At 27.5% G+C, this 18431-nt stretch carries 17 protein-coding genes and 1 pseudogene; 9 read left to right on the forward strand and 9 right to left on the reverse strand.

Features of this window, described 5'->3' with window-relative positions; genetic code table 11:
- Positions 1-32: 32 nt before the first annotated feature.
- The 5 genes from GJV76_RS13325 to GJV76_RS13345 all read right to left on the reverse strand — a co-directional run bounded on the left by GJV76_RS13325 (position 33) and on the right by GJV76_RS13345 (position 4174).
- Positions 33-206 (reverse strand): hypothetical protein, encoded by a 174-nt coding sequence (locus GJV76_RS13325; protein ID WP_155093105.1) that lies wholly within the window; start codon positions 204-206, stop codon positions 33-35.
- A 381-nt stretch (positions 207-587) separates the two neighbouring features.
- Positions 588-794, reverse strand: a complete 207-nt coding sequence (locus GJV76_RS13330; protein ID WP_317162604.1) for a tyrosine-type recombinase/integrase — start codon at positions 792-794, stop codon at positions 588-590.
- A gap of 534 nt (positions 795-1328) precedes the next feature.
- Entirely contained in the window at positions 1329-2582 is a 1254-nt protein-coding gene (locus tag GJV76_RS13335; protein WP_155093106.1) for a toll/interleukin-1 receptor domain-containing protein, read from the reverse strand.
- A gap of 297 nt (positions 2583-2879) precedes the next feature.
- Positions 2880-3878 (reverse strand): hypothetical protein, encoded by a 999-nt coding sequence (locus tag GJV76_RS13340; protein WP_155093107.1) that lies wholly within the window; start codon positions 3876-3878, stop codon positions 2880-2882.
- A gap of 113 nt (positions 3879-3991) precedes the next feature.
- The gene (locus GJV76_RS13345; RefSeq protein WP_155093108.1) at positions 3992-4174 is read right to left on the reverse strand and encodes a metallophosphoesterase family protein; all 183 of its coding nucleotides are present in this window, start codon (positions 4172-4174) and stop codon (positions 3992-3994) included.
- A 279-nt stretch (positions 4175-4453) separates the two neighbouring features.
- Here GJV76_RS13345 and GJV76_RS13350 point away from each other — a divergent pair, with 279 nt between their 5' ends.
- The 3 genes from GJV76_RS13350 (at position 4454) to GJV76_RS13360 (ending at position 7533) form a co-directional block, all read left to right on the forward strand.
- On the forward strand, positions 4454-5080 hold the full coding sequence (locus tag GJV76_RS13350) for a hypothetical protein (RefSeq protein WP_155093109.1): 627 nt from the start codon (positions 4454-4456) through the stop codon (positions 5078-5080).
- Between the two features lies 1 nt (position 5081).
- On the forward strand, positions 5082-6137 hold the full coding sequence (locus GJV76_RS13355) for a hypothetical protein (RefSeq protein ID WP_155093110.1): 1056 nt from the start codon (positions 5082-5084) through the stop codon (positions 6135-6137).
- A gap of 196 nt (positions 6138-6333) precedes the next feature.
- Positions 6334-7533: a hypothetical protein gene (locus GJV76_RS13360; RefSeq protein ID WP_155093111.1), complete on the forward strand. Its 1200-nt coding sequence runs from the start codon at positions 6334-6336 to the stop codon at positions 7531-7533.
- Between the two features lie 32 nt (positions 7534-7565).
- On the opposite strand, the gene GJV76_RS13365 is transcribed toward GJV76_RS13360, so the two are convergent.
- Positions 7566-8837 (reverse strand): ADP-ribosyltransferase, encoded by a 1272-nt coding sequence (locus GJV76_RS13365; protein ID WP_155093112.1) that lies wholly within the window; start codon positions 8835-8837, stop codon positions 7566-7568.
- A gap of 104 nt (positions 8838-8941) precedes the next feature.
- Here GJV76_RS13365 and GJV76_RS13370 point away from each other — a divergent pair, with 104 nt between their 5' ends.
- The 4 genes from GJV76_RS13370 to GJV76_RS13385 are packed head-to-tail and all read left to right on the forward strand — an operon-like array spanning position 8942 to position 11472.
- Positions 8942-9154, forward strand: coding sequence for a helix-turn-helix domain-containing protein (locus tag GJV76_RS13370; RefSeq protein WP_155093113.1), 213 nt, complete (start codon positions 8942-8944; stop codon positions 9152-9154).
- Complete coding sequence (locus GJV76_RS13375; RefSeq protein ID WP_155093114.1) at positions 9147-9569, forward strand: hypothetical protein; 423 nt, start codon at positions 9147-9149, stop codon at positions 9567-9569. Before GJV76_RS13370 ends, GJV76_RS13375 begins: the two co-directional genes overlap by 8 nt.
- Positions 9566-10345 carry a hypothetical protein gene (locus GJV76_RS13380; RefSeq protein WP_155093115.1) on the forward strand — a complete coding sequence of 260 codons (780 nt, stop codon included), beginning with the start codon at positions 9566-9568 and terminating at the stop codon, positions 10343-10345. The genes GJV76_RS13375 and GJV76_RS13380 overlap by 4 nt, the downstream gene beginning before the upstream one ends.
- Positions 10345-11472, forward strand: a complete 1128-nt coding sequence (locus GJV76_RS13385) for a hypothetical protein (RefSeq protein WP_155093116.1) — start codon at positions 10345-10347, stop codon at positions 11470-11472. The genes GJV76_RS13380 and GJV76_RS13385 overlap by 1 nt, the downstream gene beginning before the upstream one ends.
- Positions 11473-11543: 71 nt before the next feature.
- Here the strand turns inward: GJV76_RS13385 and GJV76_RS13390 are convergent, their stop codons facing one another.
- Together GJV76_RS13390 and GJV76_RS13395 are read right to left on the reverse strand one after the other, a co-directional pair.
- Complete coding sequence (locus tag GJV76_RS13390; RefSeq protein WP_155093117.1) at positions 11544-12389, reverse strand: DNA-methyltransferase; 846 nt, start codon at positions 12387-12389, stop codon at positions 11544-11546.
- On the reverse strand, positions 12373-13152 hold the full coding sequence (locus GJV76_RS13395; protein ID WP_155093118.1) for a DNA-methyltransferase: 780 nt from the start codon (positions 13150-13152) through the stop codon (positions 12373-12375). The genes GJV76_RS13390 and GJV76_RS13395 overlap by 17 nt, the downstream gene beginning before the upstream one ends.
- Positions 13153-13480: 328 nt before the next feature.
- Between GJV76_RS13395 and GJV76_RS13400 the strand changes: the two genes are divergently transcribed.
- Together GJV76_RS13400 and GJV76_RS13405 are read left to right on the forward strand one after the other, a co-directional pair.
- Positions 13481-15364 (forward strand): DUF262 domain-containing protein, encoded by a 1884-nt coding sequence (locus tag GJV76_RS13400; protein WP_155093119.1) that lies wholly within the window; start codon positions 13481-13483, stop codon positions 15362-15364.
- A 1-nt stretch (position 15365) separates the two neighbouring features.
- Positions 15366-17765 carry a DUF262 domain-containing protein gene (locus tag GJV76_RS13405; protein WP_155093120.1) on the forward strand — a complete coding sequence of 800 codons (2400 nt, stop codon included), beginning with the start codon at positions 15366-15368 and terminating at the stop codon, positions 17763-17765.
- Between the two features lie 111 nt (positions 17766-17876).
- Here GJV76_RS13405 and GJV76_RS13410 read toward each other — a convergent pair.
- Positions 17877-18398: pseudogene (locus tag GJV76_RS13410) on the reverse strand (RteC domain-containing protein); the annotation flags it as partial.
- Between the last annotated feature and the right edge of the window lie 33 nt (positions 18399-18431).

Raw genomic sequence — 18431 nt, forward strand, 5'->3', positions numbered from 1 at the left:
TAAAATTTCACTTGCTCTACTTTTTAATCCGATCATTTCTGCTGAATCATTTTGTTTGTAGCTATTTGCTCCATTCTAAATTTAACCGCTTCAATTGGATTTGGTAAATCCATAGGAAAATGTTCTTTTTCATATTTTTCAATCAACATGCCCAAAATCTCCAATTCATAACTGTCTTCTGTTCCAGGAAGTGCATCAAAAATCAACGCTAGTCGTTCTAAAGCTGCTTTGTAATCTTGNGTTACAATTTATTTTTCAATTTGTGGACTTTCTTTTAATACTTTATTGAATCACTTACTAAGAAAAAGAAAGTATAAGTATTGTGGTAATATATTCACCTGGTATTTGTTCAATAACTGGTTTAGTTTGCTGTTAAAGTATAAGTATTGTGGTAATATATTCACCCCTAATTTATCTAAATTTCAATAATGAGTTCAAGATTAAACTCTATTCTTTTGAGTAATATTTTTCTTTTTCTGTAAGAATAAAGCGTTATGAAATTAAACACTAGGATAAAATCAAAGTTAAGTGTACTTTCAAGTACTACTTGGCTTTATTGTAATTATAATCAGTAATTAAAGTTTAGTTTAAAACCCAAACTTAAGTTCCGGAATAAGCTCAGATGCTTCTTTCATTTTCTCATCTACTATCTTAGCATAGATAGCAGTAGTGCGGATTTCACGATGTCCCCTACGTTTAGAAACCGTGTAAATATCAGCCCCATTCTCCAGGAGTAGTTCCGTATTGGTATGTCTCGCACTATGGAAGATAATATGCTTGTAAGTATCCGTAATCTTTACTAAGCCAAAGACAAAAGACTACAACTCAAGGCGACGCAGTAAAAAACAAAAAACCAAGGGTACTATAATATACACCTTGGTTTTAGTTAAATATAATTTGAAGTAAGTAGAGATCTACTTTCCGATACAATAATTCAGATCCTAGCATTCATAGGGGTTTACGCCGATTTTGCTTGCTTTTACACAACACTTTTTTCAAAATAATTCAAACGAAAATCAACTATGTTTTTTTAACAGATTTATCGGAAGGAATGGGGGAGTTTGGTGATGAATTGGTAATTGGGGAATTGAGGTTTTTTGATTGAAAGTAAGTAGTATAATCTGATTGATATTACTTAAGGATAAATCTTCGGTTTATTGAAATTAGCTTTTATGAATTGTAAAAAAATAAAATCTTCTATTATTTTACTTTATTATAGTTCATGCAAAATGAATCTGGTTTTAAAAACTTATACGAGATGGTATATTTTAATATTTATAGTTAAATCAGAGTGAATAAGTGACATGTATTAGCGATTATTTAAATTATTAAAATATTGGTTTCTCTCCAATTTTTGGTTTTTTTATTTCAGGCTCATTATAAATCTCTCTTATTAAATCGATATAGCTATTTTCAAAATTTTCGTCATTTCTTGTGTCTATGTGTATAAATTGTTGCATAAAAGTTGGAATACTTTCTTCTTTAGTTCCTTCTCTTAAAATGGGGATTATTTTTTCATTTGAAGTTTGATTATTATACAGCTCAACGTTCATTATTGAATATTCGTATCCAACACCGCCAGTTCTCTTGTCTGCTTTTAATTTGTAGTTTTTTGTGAAAATTACAATTACTCTATCTACTTGACTTAAGTTTTCTTCAACAAAATGAGTTAAGTTTTTCCCTGGTTTCAGATAATATCTATCCAAGATTACATTTATACCATCTGAACAAAGCTTATTTGCTAAGTTTAAAACCCAGTTTTTATGTTCTTTATTATCCCACGAGTAGGAAATAAATACATTTGGCTTGTTATTGTATATACTTGAGATCTTCTCTATTTTAACTTCTGGTATTTTGTTATCTATAATGTTTTCAATGGCTATAACCTTTTCTTTTTCAAAAGGTTTTACAATTTCTAAAATGCGAGTTATCACTTTTACTCTAATATCTTCTCTTAATCCAAGTAAAATGTCATAATAAAATATTTTTCTACTTGTACTTTTACCTTCAAAATTTCGTTGGTTTATAAATTGCGGATAATCAGGGAAAAAAGGCTCGTATTGTCTGATTGTATCGATAAACCTTGGTCCTGAAAAATAAGTTGCTGTATCGCTCTGATTATTTATAACTTCAAAAAGTCTATTGTATATTTCTATCCAATTTTGGGGTGTTTTATTTGGTTGTCTAAGTTTATATCCTTCTTTTTTAATTATCAAAAAATTAAAATCGGATATTATTTTTTTGCATATATCTTCATCTGGGAATGTTATTGCATATTGATATGCTTCTTCCAGCGGTTTTCTCTTAACAATTTCAAGAATTAAGGTTTTGTAATTTTCATCTGTTAATTGGTGAAAATTTCCGTGATGAAGTAAATATAATTTAGATAAATTATTAGTTATATCTATCCTTGAATTATCATAGTTTTTTACTTTGTTTAAAAACTCTGCTTCAAAAGTTTTAGAAGCAAACGACAATAAAACGTCGTTTTTGATATGTTGCTTTTCTTTGTATAAAAGATTGAGTATTTCTGTCCATTGCTCATTATATAGTAATTGATATAAGTCTTCCTGATTTATCATTTTTTTTGCTAGGTTGTTGTTGAGTAAAAAGTTGCGTTTAGAAGAGGCTAACTTAAAGAAAAAAGTGGAATCTAGATATATTCAATGGATTAAAATATCAAACTTCTAGATAATAGAAAATTTAGTCTTTGGTCAATAAGATTTTATTTGAGGTTTTTTTTATACCTTTACGTCAAGATTAAGAGTGATTTAACCAGTCCGCTAGTAAGATGAAACATGCAAATTACCTAGGTAATCCGGAATTATTAATTGATAATGAACGGCAAATCTTAATTGCAAGTGGCTGGTTACTCTTAATTATTTATAGTATGCATTTAATAAAACCACTCTTCGTTCTACCATTTGTGTCAACATTGGATTGTTTAACCAATTCATAGGCCATCTAATCTCTTCAAGTAATCTTATATTAACATTTATGGTTTCAATACTACCTGCTAATTCAATTTTTACTTTTTCATAGGTCAAAACGTACTCGCATATCCTATATTCAAATTCATTTAAATTTTCCTGTAAGTGCTCAGTTATATAAATAGTTGTTGGTTTTTGTAATAGTATTTTGTCTAAATAGGGAATTGTAGTAAAACTTTTTTCTTTATGTTCACTATTTCTTTGTTTTCGAAACATATGTCTCCAACCAATTCTAGTGAATTCAATTTTGCCTAAATTAGGATTAAAGATTTCAATCGACTTTAATCTTTTATAATTTGACAATGCATACTTTCTTTTGGTATTTAAATCTCCTTTTAATTTTTTTAGAATAATTCCTTTTCCTTCAGAAATTCCATTTATTGATTTTGCTTGACATCGAGCAATATCAAATCTCATTGCGGGTGTGATTAAGTGATAATTACTATATTTTTGAGAGGTTTTAGTTGAAAATGGATGGATATATGCCCAAAATGATTTATTTGTATCTCTTTCTATCCAAATGATACAAATAGAATGAGAAGTACGTTGTGCTGCTTTTTTCGCCGATGCTAATAATGTAAAACCATTTTCTTTAATTCTCCCAAATTTTCTCCCAGATTTAACTTGAATAAAAAAAATTAACCTCTCTTTTTTAACCCAGGGATGATCATACGAACATATTAAATCAATTTTTCTACTATCTTCATTTCTACTAGACCAACTTATTTCAGCACCAATTGATTTCAATAATAATGAGGCTGCTAATATTTCAGCATCATTTCCGTTGTCGATGTTATTATTCGTATTTTGTTGTGGAACTGGTAATCTTGTTTTTTTAAATAAAATTGAAGGCATTGAATTATAAAGTTTATTTGTATAAAATTTCACATAACATTGTTTTTAACGATTTATGAATTGTTAGTTTTGTTAAAAATTTTAATCTCCATATTTCGTAAAATCAATAGGCTAAAGTAAATGATTTTTTGTAAATCAGAGATTTTTTACTCGTGATTCCCCAATAGGTATAGTACTTTTATATTGGGTATGTATTTTTTAATCGACTTGATTCCCTTACTACCCAAATGAGTATCTCCAGCTAATATAACCAGATCAGCCTTGTCAAAAGACAAAGCGGTACTACTGCCAAATTTTAAGTGTAGATCACTGATTATTTGTGTTTTCATGATAGAAAAAAAGAGAGTTTTGAAAAAAAAAAATTACTAAAGGTACAAGTTTTATGCTAGGTATGAAGGTTTGTTTTTTAGTTTGATTGATATTTTTTTAATACAAAGAATTATAGCTCTAAGATAGATAATGCTTCTTAGAACTATAATTAGCTTCTTTACTAAGTAATAACTATAGTTCACCCAAAGATTAATATTATATTAATGGGTAGGTATTATCTTAGGAAGATTTTATTTTTTGATAATAGGAGTAAACTCCTAAAAGAATTTATGGGTTATATGAAAAATGTATTGGGTATGTTTTTGGCTTTGGTATTCTTATCGTGTTCAAGTAAAAAAGAGGATTCTGAACAAGTTGTAGATAACAAGGTCGATGAGAAAGGGTTTTTGACTAAAACTAAAGAGATGTTTATAGATTCTGATGAAGTTAAAAACGATAGACGCTTAGCTTATCTAACAGATATGAATACAAAGTATCCAGATTATAAGTTAGTTCTTGAGTTTTTTGGCTCAGATAACAATCCTTACATTTTAGAATCTAATGGAGATTTATATAAAATTATTGATTCTCAAATAGATGACGCTGGATCAAAAATTTATAAGTATGAAGATGTCCTTATGTATTTTTATAAAGCCAAAGAAAACTTTTATATCTATAGTTTTTCCATTGACAATGCTAAGAAATTAAATTGTACTAGTGTTAGACGTATAGGTGATGGGGTATTTAAAACAGATATGCACGATATTGTTTTTGAGGATAATAAAATTGTTAGAGAAGATTTTAAAGGAGAGTTTTTAACTAAATTTTATAAAGAAGGTAAGCAACAATATTTTCGCTATTCAAATAAAATAAATGGAGATAGGGTTGTTAATACTTTAAATCTTGGGGCAATAAAAGAGTTTTAATATGTATAAAAAAATTATAGCAATAGCATTGTTTGCAAATGTACTTTTTCTTTACTCATGTTCAGAAAAAAAAGACCAAGTTAAAACAGAGGATTATACGCGATCTAAAGAAAAGAGTATTGATATAGAATTATATAGTCAAAATGCGCTAGAAATTTTATCTAGACATAAAGAAGGTAATCTTCAGGTAGTATTACCTAATATTATTTATGATCAAGTAAAGATATATGATAATTTATTAGTTGAGTACGAAAAAAAACAGATTTACGCTAAATCAGATATTGAATTTTTAAATTATAAAGAAGAAATAGATAACCTAGCTTTAGTTAGTTTATTATTGAAAGATGTTGAAATTAATTTAGCTTATAATGAATTAATAAGTGAAATAGAAGATCTAAATATTGCTTATAGTAAAAAATTTAATGTTAGTTTGGAGAAACTAAACTCGTTTTATGACCTTGACAACATCATTTTAAGTGAAGAGGTATTATTAAAAATTAAAGAGTTTTCTCAGGATGAAAAGCAAAGAATTAAAATTCAAGAAAAAGATGATTTAAAAGCTTTAGGTACTGATGGAATTGTTTTAGCTGCAGGTTTAATCCCCGGTGGAAGTTTAATTACAAAAGGAGCTTTACGAGGATTATCTCAAGGTGCTAAATTAGCTAAACAAGGTAAAAATATATCTGCTAACGCAAGTACTATAACTAAAGAAACATACAAAATAATGTCCTTAGCTGGAAATACTAAATTAGGCACTAGTACTAGAAACAAAGTTGTTAAGTCATTGAGCAATGAAGTTAAGCGTCAAGTTTTAGCAGAGAGACAATTAATTAATGCAAAGAGACGCGGAACTAGATTGGCAATTAGAGAAACAAGAGAGTTAGCCAATGTTAGTCCCTCAAAAATTAATAGATCAAAAGAATATTTTAAAGTTATTGAAAATAAGTTAGAAGGTAGAGTAGGAGACTATTCAGATGGTATCTTAGCTGTTCATTTACAAAACATGAGAGAATTGATTAAAAAGAATCAGTTGATTTTGAATGAAGGGAGTAGGTAATAAATACCTTATTAAGGTCTTTTAAATTGTATTCTAATTTTTGAGTTGAGTATCTGAAAACATAAAAGATTCTATTAAATATGACTAGATAAATGGATTGATAGATTGTGGTTGTATATATTTAATACTGTAATTTTGATTTAAACGTTTATCAGTTATTAGAATAAGCGATTTGTATATTTTATAAAAATAATTTATGAGTAAATTAATCAACTATCAAGTAAATATTGAATCGATAGGATGTGGAAAAGCAAATGATATAGAAGATTTTTTTGAACAAATTATTAGGCCTCAGTTTAGTAATAAACAAGGAATTATTAAAATTCATCAAGAGTTGCTAAAGTATATAGAATCTCCAAATGCTATTTTCTTTTTAAGACAACATTTTAGTGCTTCAAAAAAGAATTACCATTTATTAAGACGAGGTTTTTTAAGTGAATATAAATGTGGAGCAAAAGTAGTGTTTTGTGATAATACATTCGCAATGTTATTTAATGGCCCAAAATTAAATAATGATTATTATAGTTGTGAAGATTTACATAATCTATTTATTCAAAAGCAGCTTATATGTGGCTTCTCAAGTACTACAGAGGAAAGAGAGTTATCCTTTTATAGTTCAAATGGTGTAAAACGACTAAAGTATAATTTAAATGGTTGGACATTGGCTCATATAAATCCTGTAGGTACAGGATATGAGCAAGGTAACATAAGAGATTTTTTTCCGTGTTTAGATCGTGAGCTATGGAATAATCCTCAAAGAATAAATACGGTACATAGAAAGCTTGAAACACAAGAATTAAAACTTTTAAAGGCACATTTTTTGCGATTAATTCATCCTCTGAATTCATTTTTTTTACCTAAAAATAATTTAATAAGTTTTGTAAGCAAAGCAAAACGTTTAGGAGAAGAGATGGAGCTTTTAAAACACGTGTATTCTTATTTAAAAGTAGAGTTTGATCAGCAGATTAACGAACTTGAAAACATAATGGGAAAATGTGAATTTAAAAATATAGAAGAACCAATTCATACAATTACTTGGTCAATGGATAAAAAGAAAATAGCAAAACAGAAGAATCAATATGGCAAAGAAAAAGGTTATGTAAAAGATACTTTTCATTCGGATAAGGGGCTTATTATTGAAGAAGAAATAGCTATTAAATTAGATAATTGGCTTTGTAGTGTTGGTAAAAAAGCCTTTAGAGATATTCTTTATCCCGCGATAAAAGAGAATCCAAATATTACTCATTCCGAATTAGCAGATATGAATGATATTTTTGCATCCTATAAGGAAGCAAGTCAAAAGTCAAGATTAAGCACAGCTAAAAGTATTTTGAAAAATAATCTGGAAGAAGAAGCATTATTAATTATTGAATTAAGTAAGAGGGTAAGGAAGTAGTTTTTTAAATATAAAATTTATACTAAAATATTTTAAATAACCCCTTTTCTTAATAATAGTTTTTTTATTTCTGCAATACATTTTTTATAACTAGGAGCCGAAGGATGAAGCACTATTGGACAAATAATTTCTTTACCATTGATATTTTTTATAATGTAGTTACATTCTCCTTTTTCTCTTTTAAATGCTTTACGATATCTATTCCAGTACTTCTCAAAATGATGAGCTGTTCCTCCAAAGATTATTATGTCTGGATTTATAGTTTCTATTTCTTGATCAAGCCTTTCTTTGTTAACCTTAAAGTGTTTTGCTAAAACTCTTCCATTACTTTTTTTGGAACCAGGTATTTTTTTAATATTAATAATAGCAATATTGTTTAATAAATCTTTAGTATCTGTGTTTTCAGTGATAAAGCTTATAGTTTTAGTAATGTTTTCATAGGTAGGTATTCTATGAGTTTTATCTTCTATCCAATCATTAATAACTTCTTTAATATGCCAACCACCTTTATCTTCTTCGTTTTCACCATCTTCATAGGTTTCTCTTAATACAAATAATATTTTAAGCGGCTGATTATTAAAAGAAACGTCGTTTATAATACCATCACCAACTTCGTTGTTTTTTTCAAGTTCTTCCATATTTACAATGTTTTTTTGATCATCTACTGATATTACTCTAAATTTTGTTCTTGATTTAATTAAAACTTCTTGCTCTTCTGAGTTAAAACTTAACTTTCTTAAATCTCTAGCATTAGTTTCATTTGCGGTTTTTATTATAAAATGAACGCCAGTATTTTCATCTGACCATCTAGAGCTTTCTATATGTGTTGAAAGAAAACTTTTTTCAGTAATAACTTCTCCTATATATTGTTTGTAGTATTTTATAATCTCTTCATTTGAATTATCAATATCTCTATAAACAGTTTGATTTTTGTAATGAGGTAGATAGTTTAAAGCTTTATTAAGAAGGTTACTATATTCTTTTATATCCTTATGTATTCTAATTGTATCTAGTATTCTTAATTGATAATTTGTCTCATCAAAATGGCTATAAGCAGTATACATGTATATTATGGCAGCAAGTTCTAGTGGGATATTATAATCTGTTATGGCATCTAGATTCTCACCTGTTTCTGCAGTTTGTTTGTATGTGTATTTATCAAATACTTTTAAAAAACTATCATAAGATTTCTTATAGATATTAGCTCTTTTTCTTGCGGTAAAGATCATTTCGGGACTTTTTAAATCTTCTTGATATCTTTTTTCTTCTTCTTGTTCAAATAGAGTAAATAATTTTTTTAGCATAAACTTTTTTATTCAAAAATAGTAATAATATTATAAACATGCTAATTATAGTATGTTGATAAGTCTGTTTTGAAAGTTTATGTTTGAATACTGAAGTTAGCAACATGAAAAAAGAAGTTTTAATTGAATTTGGTATAAGAGTAAAGGAGTTAAGAATAGAGAGAAATCTTTCTCAAGAACAGTTAGCTGAAAAATCTGGTTTGCATAGGACTTATATTGGTATGATTGAAAGAGCAGAGAAAAATATAACTCTAGTAAATATTCAAAAAATTGCTAATGCATTTGATTTAAGTATTAAAAAATTATTTAATGACTGATATCGATAAACAAGGTGTTGAAAATAAGACCATCAATTTGTTAAGAACGAAATTTAAGTTTAAAATAGAAGAAGCTTGTTTTTCAAAAGGTTTTATTCCAAAATACATTCTATTAGACAGAACAAGAAATATACATTCTTATTTGGTGCCTATGTCTAATACGGAGTTCTTACAAATAGGAAAGTCAAGTTTTAAAGGTAGTAGATTAGAATCTATTCTCTTAGAGTATTATAAAATATATTATTCAAGCCTTGATAGACCTTTATTTTTAATTATTGAAAATAATCAAACAATTGATTTTTTTGATATTTCAAATCTCAAAGAATACTTTTTTAATACAATTTCAATTGAAGAAGTTTTTAAGAATAGAATTAACATGGTAGACATCTATCCTATTATAAAAAAAGAATTATGAGTCAAGATATTGAGCTTTATAAAGAACTTGTGAAATTTTGTAATGAAAATTTAGCGTTAATAGATTGTAATTTTGAACGTACTGTTTTATTTACTGATTTTCATGAAACATGCTTTAAAGAAATGTATTTAAATATACAAGATGAGCCAAATCCAGTTGCTCCTAAAATATTAAAAGAACGTGTTGTAGGCCTAACAGAATGCTATAAAACGGAAGTTTCAAAATTTTTATTCAAGAGAAATAGCTTTAAGAAAGGACTTGATATACAATTAGGTCAGTGGTATGAAAAAGCGTTTCAATTATTTTTGGAGTCTAAAGGAATTATTGTTAATAAAAAGGGTTTTCCTTTTCCTGATTTTGAAGTTATTAAGGACAATGAAGTAGTTGCTTATTATGAATTAAAATATATAGAAGCACCTTTTGTTTCGGCTAATACACAGGTAAAAAACACATATCCTTATACTGATAAGAGATATGATTATGAATGTTCGCTAACTTTAGATACAGGAAGAAAGTTGATGGAACAAAGAGAAAAAATAGAGCAAGATTTAAGCTCAGTACCAACATACTATGTTTGGTGGTTTGATGCTCCACATTTGAAGGGGATATTTTATATGGACTCAACAGAAGTATTTGATTATTGGGACAATGTTGGAGATTTACATGAAAGAAGCACAAGAGAGGGTGACATAGAAAGTAAACAAGTCACTACTAAGATTTATCCACCACTGTTAAAAATGAAATCATTAGAAAATCTTATACAAACTTTTAAATAATGGATTTATATTTTGTTTACAGCTCAGGAGGAGGAGCAGGGGATTGGAATGGTATTAATAGAGTTTTTTCTAATTCAATGCCTGAGAATTTTAAAAAGAATTTATTAATTAAATTCGGTGATATTTTTTTTAACCATAGAAGTAATGGTAGTATTTTAAGACCAAGAGCTTGGAGAGATGTTGATAATGCTAGAAAATGGTTAATTCAGAAAACTGGTGATAATTTTTTAATGAATAGCCCTAATTTAATTATGGATGTTGGAACAACTAAAATAGTTAGTTTTATTACACATAATCATCCTGATTTTACTGATATTCAGATTATCAATGAGTTTGATAGAATTATTGAAGAAGAGAATATTCTTGAAAAGTATGCTGAAATAATTAATAATTCGAGTATATCAAATGCTGTAACTTTTGATATCCCAAATTTATTTAAAGTTCGAACACAACAAGGAAATGTAAATAGGAACTTGTTTTCGACTAATGCGGCGAAACAAAGAATGATTGATTTAGCTGCAAAATATGCTAATCATACATATCGTTTAACAGGAGAAGATCCTGATAAGCTATTAACCATTATATCTGCTGAGTGGAGTAACCAGGATATAGACAGATATTTAGAGTTACTTAACTATGTACCTACTAAGCTTGGGATTGGAGCATTGACAAATTTTCCAAATGCTCAGTTTGAAGATATGCTTAGAAGATTAGATGAGCATCTTGTTTTTGATAGATATTTGAAAGTGCACTTTCTAGGTAGTGGTGGAATTGAAAAATCTAATATGATTATTGGTACTCTAGGTAATCAAAGAAACTTTTCTGTGGATGTAACTACTCCATTTAATAGAGGAATTGATGGTAATACTAATGGTACATCACAATCTGGTTATTATGACTATCAAAATAAAAGATTACATCGAATCACTCCTGAGAATTTAGAGCATATAATGTCTCTTCATCAGAATTTCAATAATGAGCGAAAATATTTCACAAATGAAGAAATGAGAGAAATATTAAATAGTATATTACAACATCAAAATAGAAATAGTTCTCTTGAAACATATAATAATAGGGCAAAGCTAATTATACATAATTTTGATGTTTATCAGTTTAATATAGAATAAAATAAGAGAGCATATGCTCTCTTATTTTATTCTATATTTTTCAAAATGTAAATTTTGATTGTTATAATTCACTAAAACAGTTCAGGTGAAGATTCATTCAAAATTCTCTTATCTATAATTTCATTAAATTTTTCATCTAATTCAATCCCTAAACCTATACGATTTAATTTTTGAGCTGCAATTAATGTTGTTCCACTACCTAAGAATGGATCTAAAACAACATCTCCTTCGTTTGTAGACATTTTTATTATTCGTTCAATCATTGGAGTCGGAAAAATACAAGGATGCTCAGAAATTCCTAATTTACCTTTTGTCATATTATTTACCCTATCAAAATACCAAAAGTCACTTTCAGGTAAATCAAAGCTCCATGTATCGGTAGGATTTCTACCGGTTTTGCCAACTAATCTTTTATCGTTTTTTGTAATAAAGGGGATTCGTATATCATCAAGATTAAATACATAATTATTGATATCTTTTACAAACCATAATATTGATTCCCATCTACCACTGAGTCTATTAGTGCAGTTTTGCATATTATTAAAATGCCACACTATACTATTTCTTAAGTAAAAGCCATGTCTTTTAAAAATAAAGTAAGCTATTGCATCTAATGGTATTATTTCTTTTGTTTTCTTATCAGGAATAGGTGAAACATTTAAAAAGAAACTACCATTATGTGTTAAAACTCTTTTTGCTTCTACTGCTACCTTATCAATTAGAGCTTCCCATTCATCTAGAGGTCTATTATCATTATATTTTCCATATTTCTTATTCAAGTTATATGGTGGAGAAGTAACTATAGTATTAACAGAATTTTCAACCATAGTAGCCATTACTTCAATACAATCACCATTGATATAAGATGTATTAAATGCGTTATTTTCTTTATATTTTTTATTAAAATAATTTTTCATCTAAATCTTTTAATCTATTATTTGCTATCTCAATATAAGAAGGTTCTGTTTCATAACCGACATAGTTTCTTTTTAGTTTTTTTGAAACTACAGCTGTTGTTCCACTTCCCATAAATGGATCTAGAATTAAGTCGCCTTCATTACTGCCTGTTTTTATAATACGTTCAATTAATTCCTCTGGGTATTGAGCAGGATGATCTGTTCTCTCAGGAGAGTTTCCGCTAACAAGTGAGATCTTCCATACATCTGAAGGGTTTTTTAATTGAGACTTATATCTATCAGGTCTATAATTAAGGGCAGGTATTTTTACATCCTCTAAATTAAATACGTAATCTTCATTTTTTTTGGTAAAGAAAAATACATATTCATATCTAGAACAAAATCTCTTACTGGTCGAGCCTCCCCAATCAAAATTCCAAATAACTATATTTTTTAAATACATATCTTGGAAATACTCCATTATCCAAAAAGGAGGTATAATATTACCTTTATCATATCTGTTTTTTATATTAATCCAAATTTGACCATTATCTTTTAGGACTCTTTTAGTTTCATCTATTACATTACTCAGCATTTCTCTATACTGTTCTTCCGCTAAATCATCTTTATATTTTTTTCCTTTAGCCTCAATTTTTCTTCCTTGAACCCATTTGTTTCCATAATCAATATTGATGTTGTAAGGAGGAGAGGTTACCATTAAATCAACTGATTTATCTGGGATCTCACTCATTTTTTCTGAGCTATGATTGAATATTTGATTCATTATTAACCTATGCTAATTATAGTATGCGAATATACTGATTTAGTTTTGAGATAACAACTTATATATAACTTTTACGAAGTGATTTTTAGTAAGTATATTACTTTAAAGAATTTATTTTTTCTTTGGAAAATCATAAAGATTTCTAATTAAATTTCTTGAATAGTTTAAATGAAAGAGAATCTTTCTTAATAAAGCTAAGTCTTGAGTTTCTTTCTTAAATTGCAAAGAAAGAAAAAGCGTTTTATTGCTTAATTAAACTAATAAATATTTTAATTATAGTTTCTTTTTTTCGGTTTTAAGTTTCTATTAAATCAAGCAATATTAATTTATGAGTACTAATATTATAAAGTTAAAATCTGTAAGTGAATTATTTGGTGAGAATTTTTTCATACCTGCATATCAAAGGGGTTACCGTTGGGATCGTTCTCAAATAAATGACTTGTTAAGTGATATCTACAACTTTGCAATTAAAAAGAATAAATCAGATAAAGAATTTTATTGTTTACAACCAATTATTGTAAAGTATGATAATGAGAACAAATATTATGAGGTAATTGATGGCCAACAAAGACTAACTAGTTTGAAAATCTTGCTTACATATTTTACTCGAAATTTTATAACTGGACGTTCTTTTGAACAGCGATATGGCAAACCAATCTTTGAAATAGAATATCAAACCAGACCTGGGTTAAATAGAATATTTGACGATAATATTGATATAATTGCATATGATAATATTGATGTTTATCATATTACTCAAGCCTATAAGTATATCGAAGATTGGTTTAATCAGAAAATTAATAAAGAGCAAATAATGGAGGATGAGTTATTTGATTCAATTAATAGAACATTGGTCTATAATTCATCTAAACAAAAAGAAGAAGGAGTAGTTCAAGTTATTTGGTATGAATTAAAAGATGAAGATATCAATCCAATAGATACTTTTATTAGAATTAATTTAGGAAAAATACCCTTGAATAGTGCAGAACTAGTAAAGGCTTTGTTTTTACAGAATTATTTGTTTGGAGATGATGAGTTAGCAAAAGTTAAACAAAGAGAAATTGCTCATCAATGGGATACAATGGAGCGTCAACTTCAAAATGAGGAATTCTGGTCTTTCATTAGTAATAGAGAATTTGATGCTCGTATTGAATATTTATTAGAGGTTTTATATTTAGCCTCAATTGAGGAAAAACCTCATTTAAAAACATTATTAGAGAAAGAGAAAAACCCAATATTTAGATATTATAATATACAGGTTGAACAAGTAGGGGAATTTTCTGTAGTGACTGAGCTTTGGAAGGATATCTATAATCTTTATAGCACATTGTTAGATTGGTATAACAATCCTGTTTGGTATCATTATATAGGTTATTTAATCTTTTCGGGTAGAAGTTTATTTGATATTTATAAATGTTCAAAGAGTGATGATATTAAGGAGAAAGATGATTTTACTAATAAATTGATTCAGTTAATCAGTATAGACTTTAAAACTGTCAAATACTGGGATTTTGAAGATGATTTTAAAGGATATGAGCAAAAGTATTTAGATAATAATTTAACACTTCCTTTAAAATTGATGTATGGAGATACTAAAATCTTTAATTTTCTTTTATTATTTAATATAGAATCAATTGTACAACAATGTGTTAAAAATAAATTGTTATACAAGTTTCCATTTTCAACATTTCGTAATATGCGTAATGAACATGGAGAGGGTACAACATGGGATATAGAACATATTAATTCTGATACAGATAATCCTTTGTTGAAAATAGAAGATCAATTGACTTGGACAAAAAATGCTTTAAGTGACGTTCAGTCTATAGAGAATACAGATCTTTATGAAGAGAGTAAACGATTTATAGAGACTAAAGGTAAAAGTATGTTATTCCAAGAGTTAAAAGAAAAAATAGAACAAGTATCAGGTGATAATCTTATTCCTGATTTATTTAAAAATGATATAGGTAATTTAACTTTATTAGATGCAACAACTAATAGGGGTTATGGAAATGCTTTATTTGTTTCAAAACGAAAAAAGATTATAGAAAAGGAAAAAAGTGGATTATTTGTTCCTTTAGCAACACGTAATGTTTTTTTGAAGTACTACGACTTAGATAAGGTTAATAAATCATATTGGTCAGTAGATAATATAATAGACTATAGAATTGAAATGCAAAAGATGTTAGAACCTTTTTTACCAATAAATTAATATGAAAACATATACATTACAGGATTTATTATCAAATCAAATAGAGTTTGAGTATAACGATCAAGTTAAAAGTTATAGTTTCCAAGGAATATCTATTCCTATTATACAAAGAGATTACGCTCAAGGTAGAATGAAAGAAATGACACTTCGTAAAAGATTTTTAAACTCTATTTTTAGATGTCTAAGAAATAATGAATTATTAGAGTTAGATTTTGTGTATGGTTCTGTGTCACAATTGAATGAGACTAGTTTTTTTCAGCCTTTAGATGGCCAGCAAAGATTAACTACTTTGTTCTTATTAAACTGGTATATAATTAATAAAGAATTAAAGGATCAACTAAGACAAGAGAAATTAACAGAATTAGAACGATTTAGTTATGAAACAAGGATAACTTCTCTTTTGTTTTGTCAAAAATTATGTAGTATAGGTTTTTCAGAAAATCCAAGAAAAGAAATTGAGAATTCGTATTGGTTTCATAGTGGATTTGAGAATGATCCAACAGTTGTATCAATGTTACAAATGTTAGACGATATTAATTTATTTTATACTGAATATAATCAAGAAAAGGAATCTTATTATGAAAGACTTTCTAATTTAAGATTTTATGTGCTTCCGTTAGATGGATTTAATTTATCAGATGAGTTATATATAAAAATGAATGATAGAGGAAAGCAGTTGTCACATTTTGAAAATTTTAAAGCTGATTTTATTAATTGGATGAAATTAGATAGTAATGAAACAACTAATAATTTTCATAGTCAGGTAGAATATAAAGGAAAAAAAATGCCTTTTTATTTAAGAATTGCTAGTAAACTAGATAATGATTGGTCTGATATATTTTGGAAGAAAGCTTTATCTAAACAAAATGAAAAAAGTTTAGAATATCTAGATACTTCAGATGTAGATTCATATTTTTTTAATTTTATTAATAATTTTTTACTAGGAGAATTTATATCAGTTGGTAATCAGATAAATGAAAACTCTGAAGGATTTAAATTCCTGTATAATTCCCAAAGTAATAAGTATTTTGGTTGGTCAAATTATGAGGGGCTTGTCAATTATACTACCATAATACGTCTAGAGTTGTTTTTAGATAGATTAAAAATAGATTATAACCTTTTAAAGAGTTCAATAGCTGCTTCTTGGAATGTTAGTTTTCAGTGGTTTATTGACGATTTAGAGATGAATCAAGTTAATAGAATACTTTATCATGCTATTTATAAATACTTATTGAACAATACCTTTAATGAGAAGTCTTTTAAAGAATGGATCAGAGTGGTCTGGAATATCATAAGTGATCCAGATATTAGAACTATTTCGGCTATGATAAATGGAATTAGGGTAATTGATAATATTAGTGCGTTCTCAAATAATATCCTTTTAAATCTAAATGAAGGATTATTAGATGATTATATTTACGGATTAGATGACTCATTTTATAAAACTCAATTAATAGAGGAAAGACAGAAAGCTGTTTTTATATTGGAAAATGATTATGAAGTTAATAAAAGATATAAAGAGATTGTGGAAACAGAGAAGCATTTTTTATTTAAGGGCAGCATTCTTTTTATTTTACGAGGAGTATCAACAGTAGATCAATTAATACACAATAGAAATATAGCATTTTTTTTATTTAACGATAAGGGAGCTTTTCAGAAAATTGATAATCAGGATCATGTATTGTTAAGATATGTGATATCTAGATTTAAAAATCTAGATGAAATTAAATCAATAAATTATAGGGATACCTACGATTATTGGCAGTTACTTTTAAGAAGAAATGAAAATTTACATATACAAAATACAGTTTCGAGTTTGTTTGAACAGGCATCAATTGAAGATGTTCAAAATGAGCTTTTGACTTTTATAAGTAGAGAATCTAATATTTTAGATGAAAAAATACTCCATACAAATTTATACTATTATAATGATTTTCATAGATGGATTCAAAAAAATGGGTTGGATGAACTAAGGGGATACTATTTTAACTATTACATTAATCGTTCTTATTCTTCTAACGATAGAGTATTAATAGATAATTACAGAAATGAATTAATCACCAAAGTTATACATGATCTAGGTTTTTTTTGTGGTGTAAATTGTGGAAATACAGGTTTTTACAAAGGAAAAGATATTGACTGCGAAAAAAGATATGAAAAGGGATATCATATAACTATTAAGTTTTTGGAAAGTAATAATTTAATTATCGGTCTTTGGAGTGGACATAATTTTGAACTTAAAAACAAAGAAATTGAAGGTGACTATTGGTTGTATAAGTATGAAATAAAGAATCAAGATCTTAAATCTATTGGGAGTGTGGAAAATGTGTATAAAACTATAGTTTATCAGATAGAAAAGATTAAAGATGTACATATGGAGTTTATTGGTAGAAAAAGCTAAAAGAACTTTCGTAAAAGGATGTATCAACAGATGAGTTTACAATTAACATTGTTGTTCTGAATTATACCTAGAAGTCTTAATTATTAATTAAGACTTCTAGAACTATAGTACTTAATAGTTTTTATCCATATACTCCTCCAACACCTGTTTCAACCTATCCAAATAACAAGTCCTAGATTTAGCCCTAGTTTTCATCCGATGAAAAGCATGATGAATATCCCCTAAGGGAATCTGAAACAGTTCTTGAAAAACAATAGCGATTTTTCTAATTTCTATTCTGCCGTGCCCGATAGAACCAGTTACATAAAGGGCATAGATCAGCTCTATAAGCGCATTTTGAGATTCAGACCAATGTAGAGTTGGGGACTTTACTTTATTTGATTTACCAGGATAAATCGTTTGCTTTTCTATAAAATCCAATTGATCTTTTAGATAGCTGTAGAACATATTATCAGCTATTATTTTAGCCGCTTTAATATCATAATAGGTTGAGAATTCTAAATCGATTTTAAAAGCTACACTGCTTAAACCTTCTTTTAGATCAATATTTCCCCTTGTAAAATAAAGATGATCCTTGTCTGTTCGATTGTTTATGTAGTATTTATAAAAGCTGGATTTACTAATGTATTTTTTATTGGTCGCAGACTGTAGTTAAAACTATGCACT

Source organism: Myroides albus (genome assembly GCF_009711045.1).
Taxonomy (GTDB): Bacteria; Bacteroidota; Bacteroidia; order Flavobacteriales; family Flavobacteriaceae; genus Flavobacterium; species Flavobacterium album_A.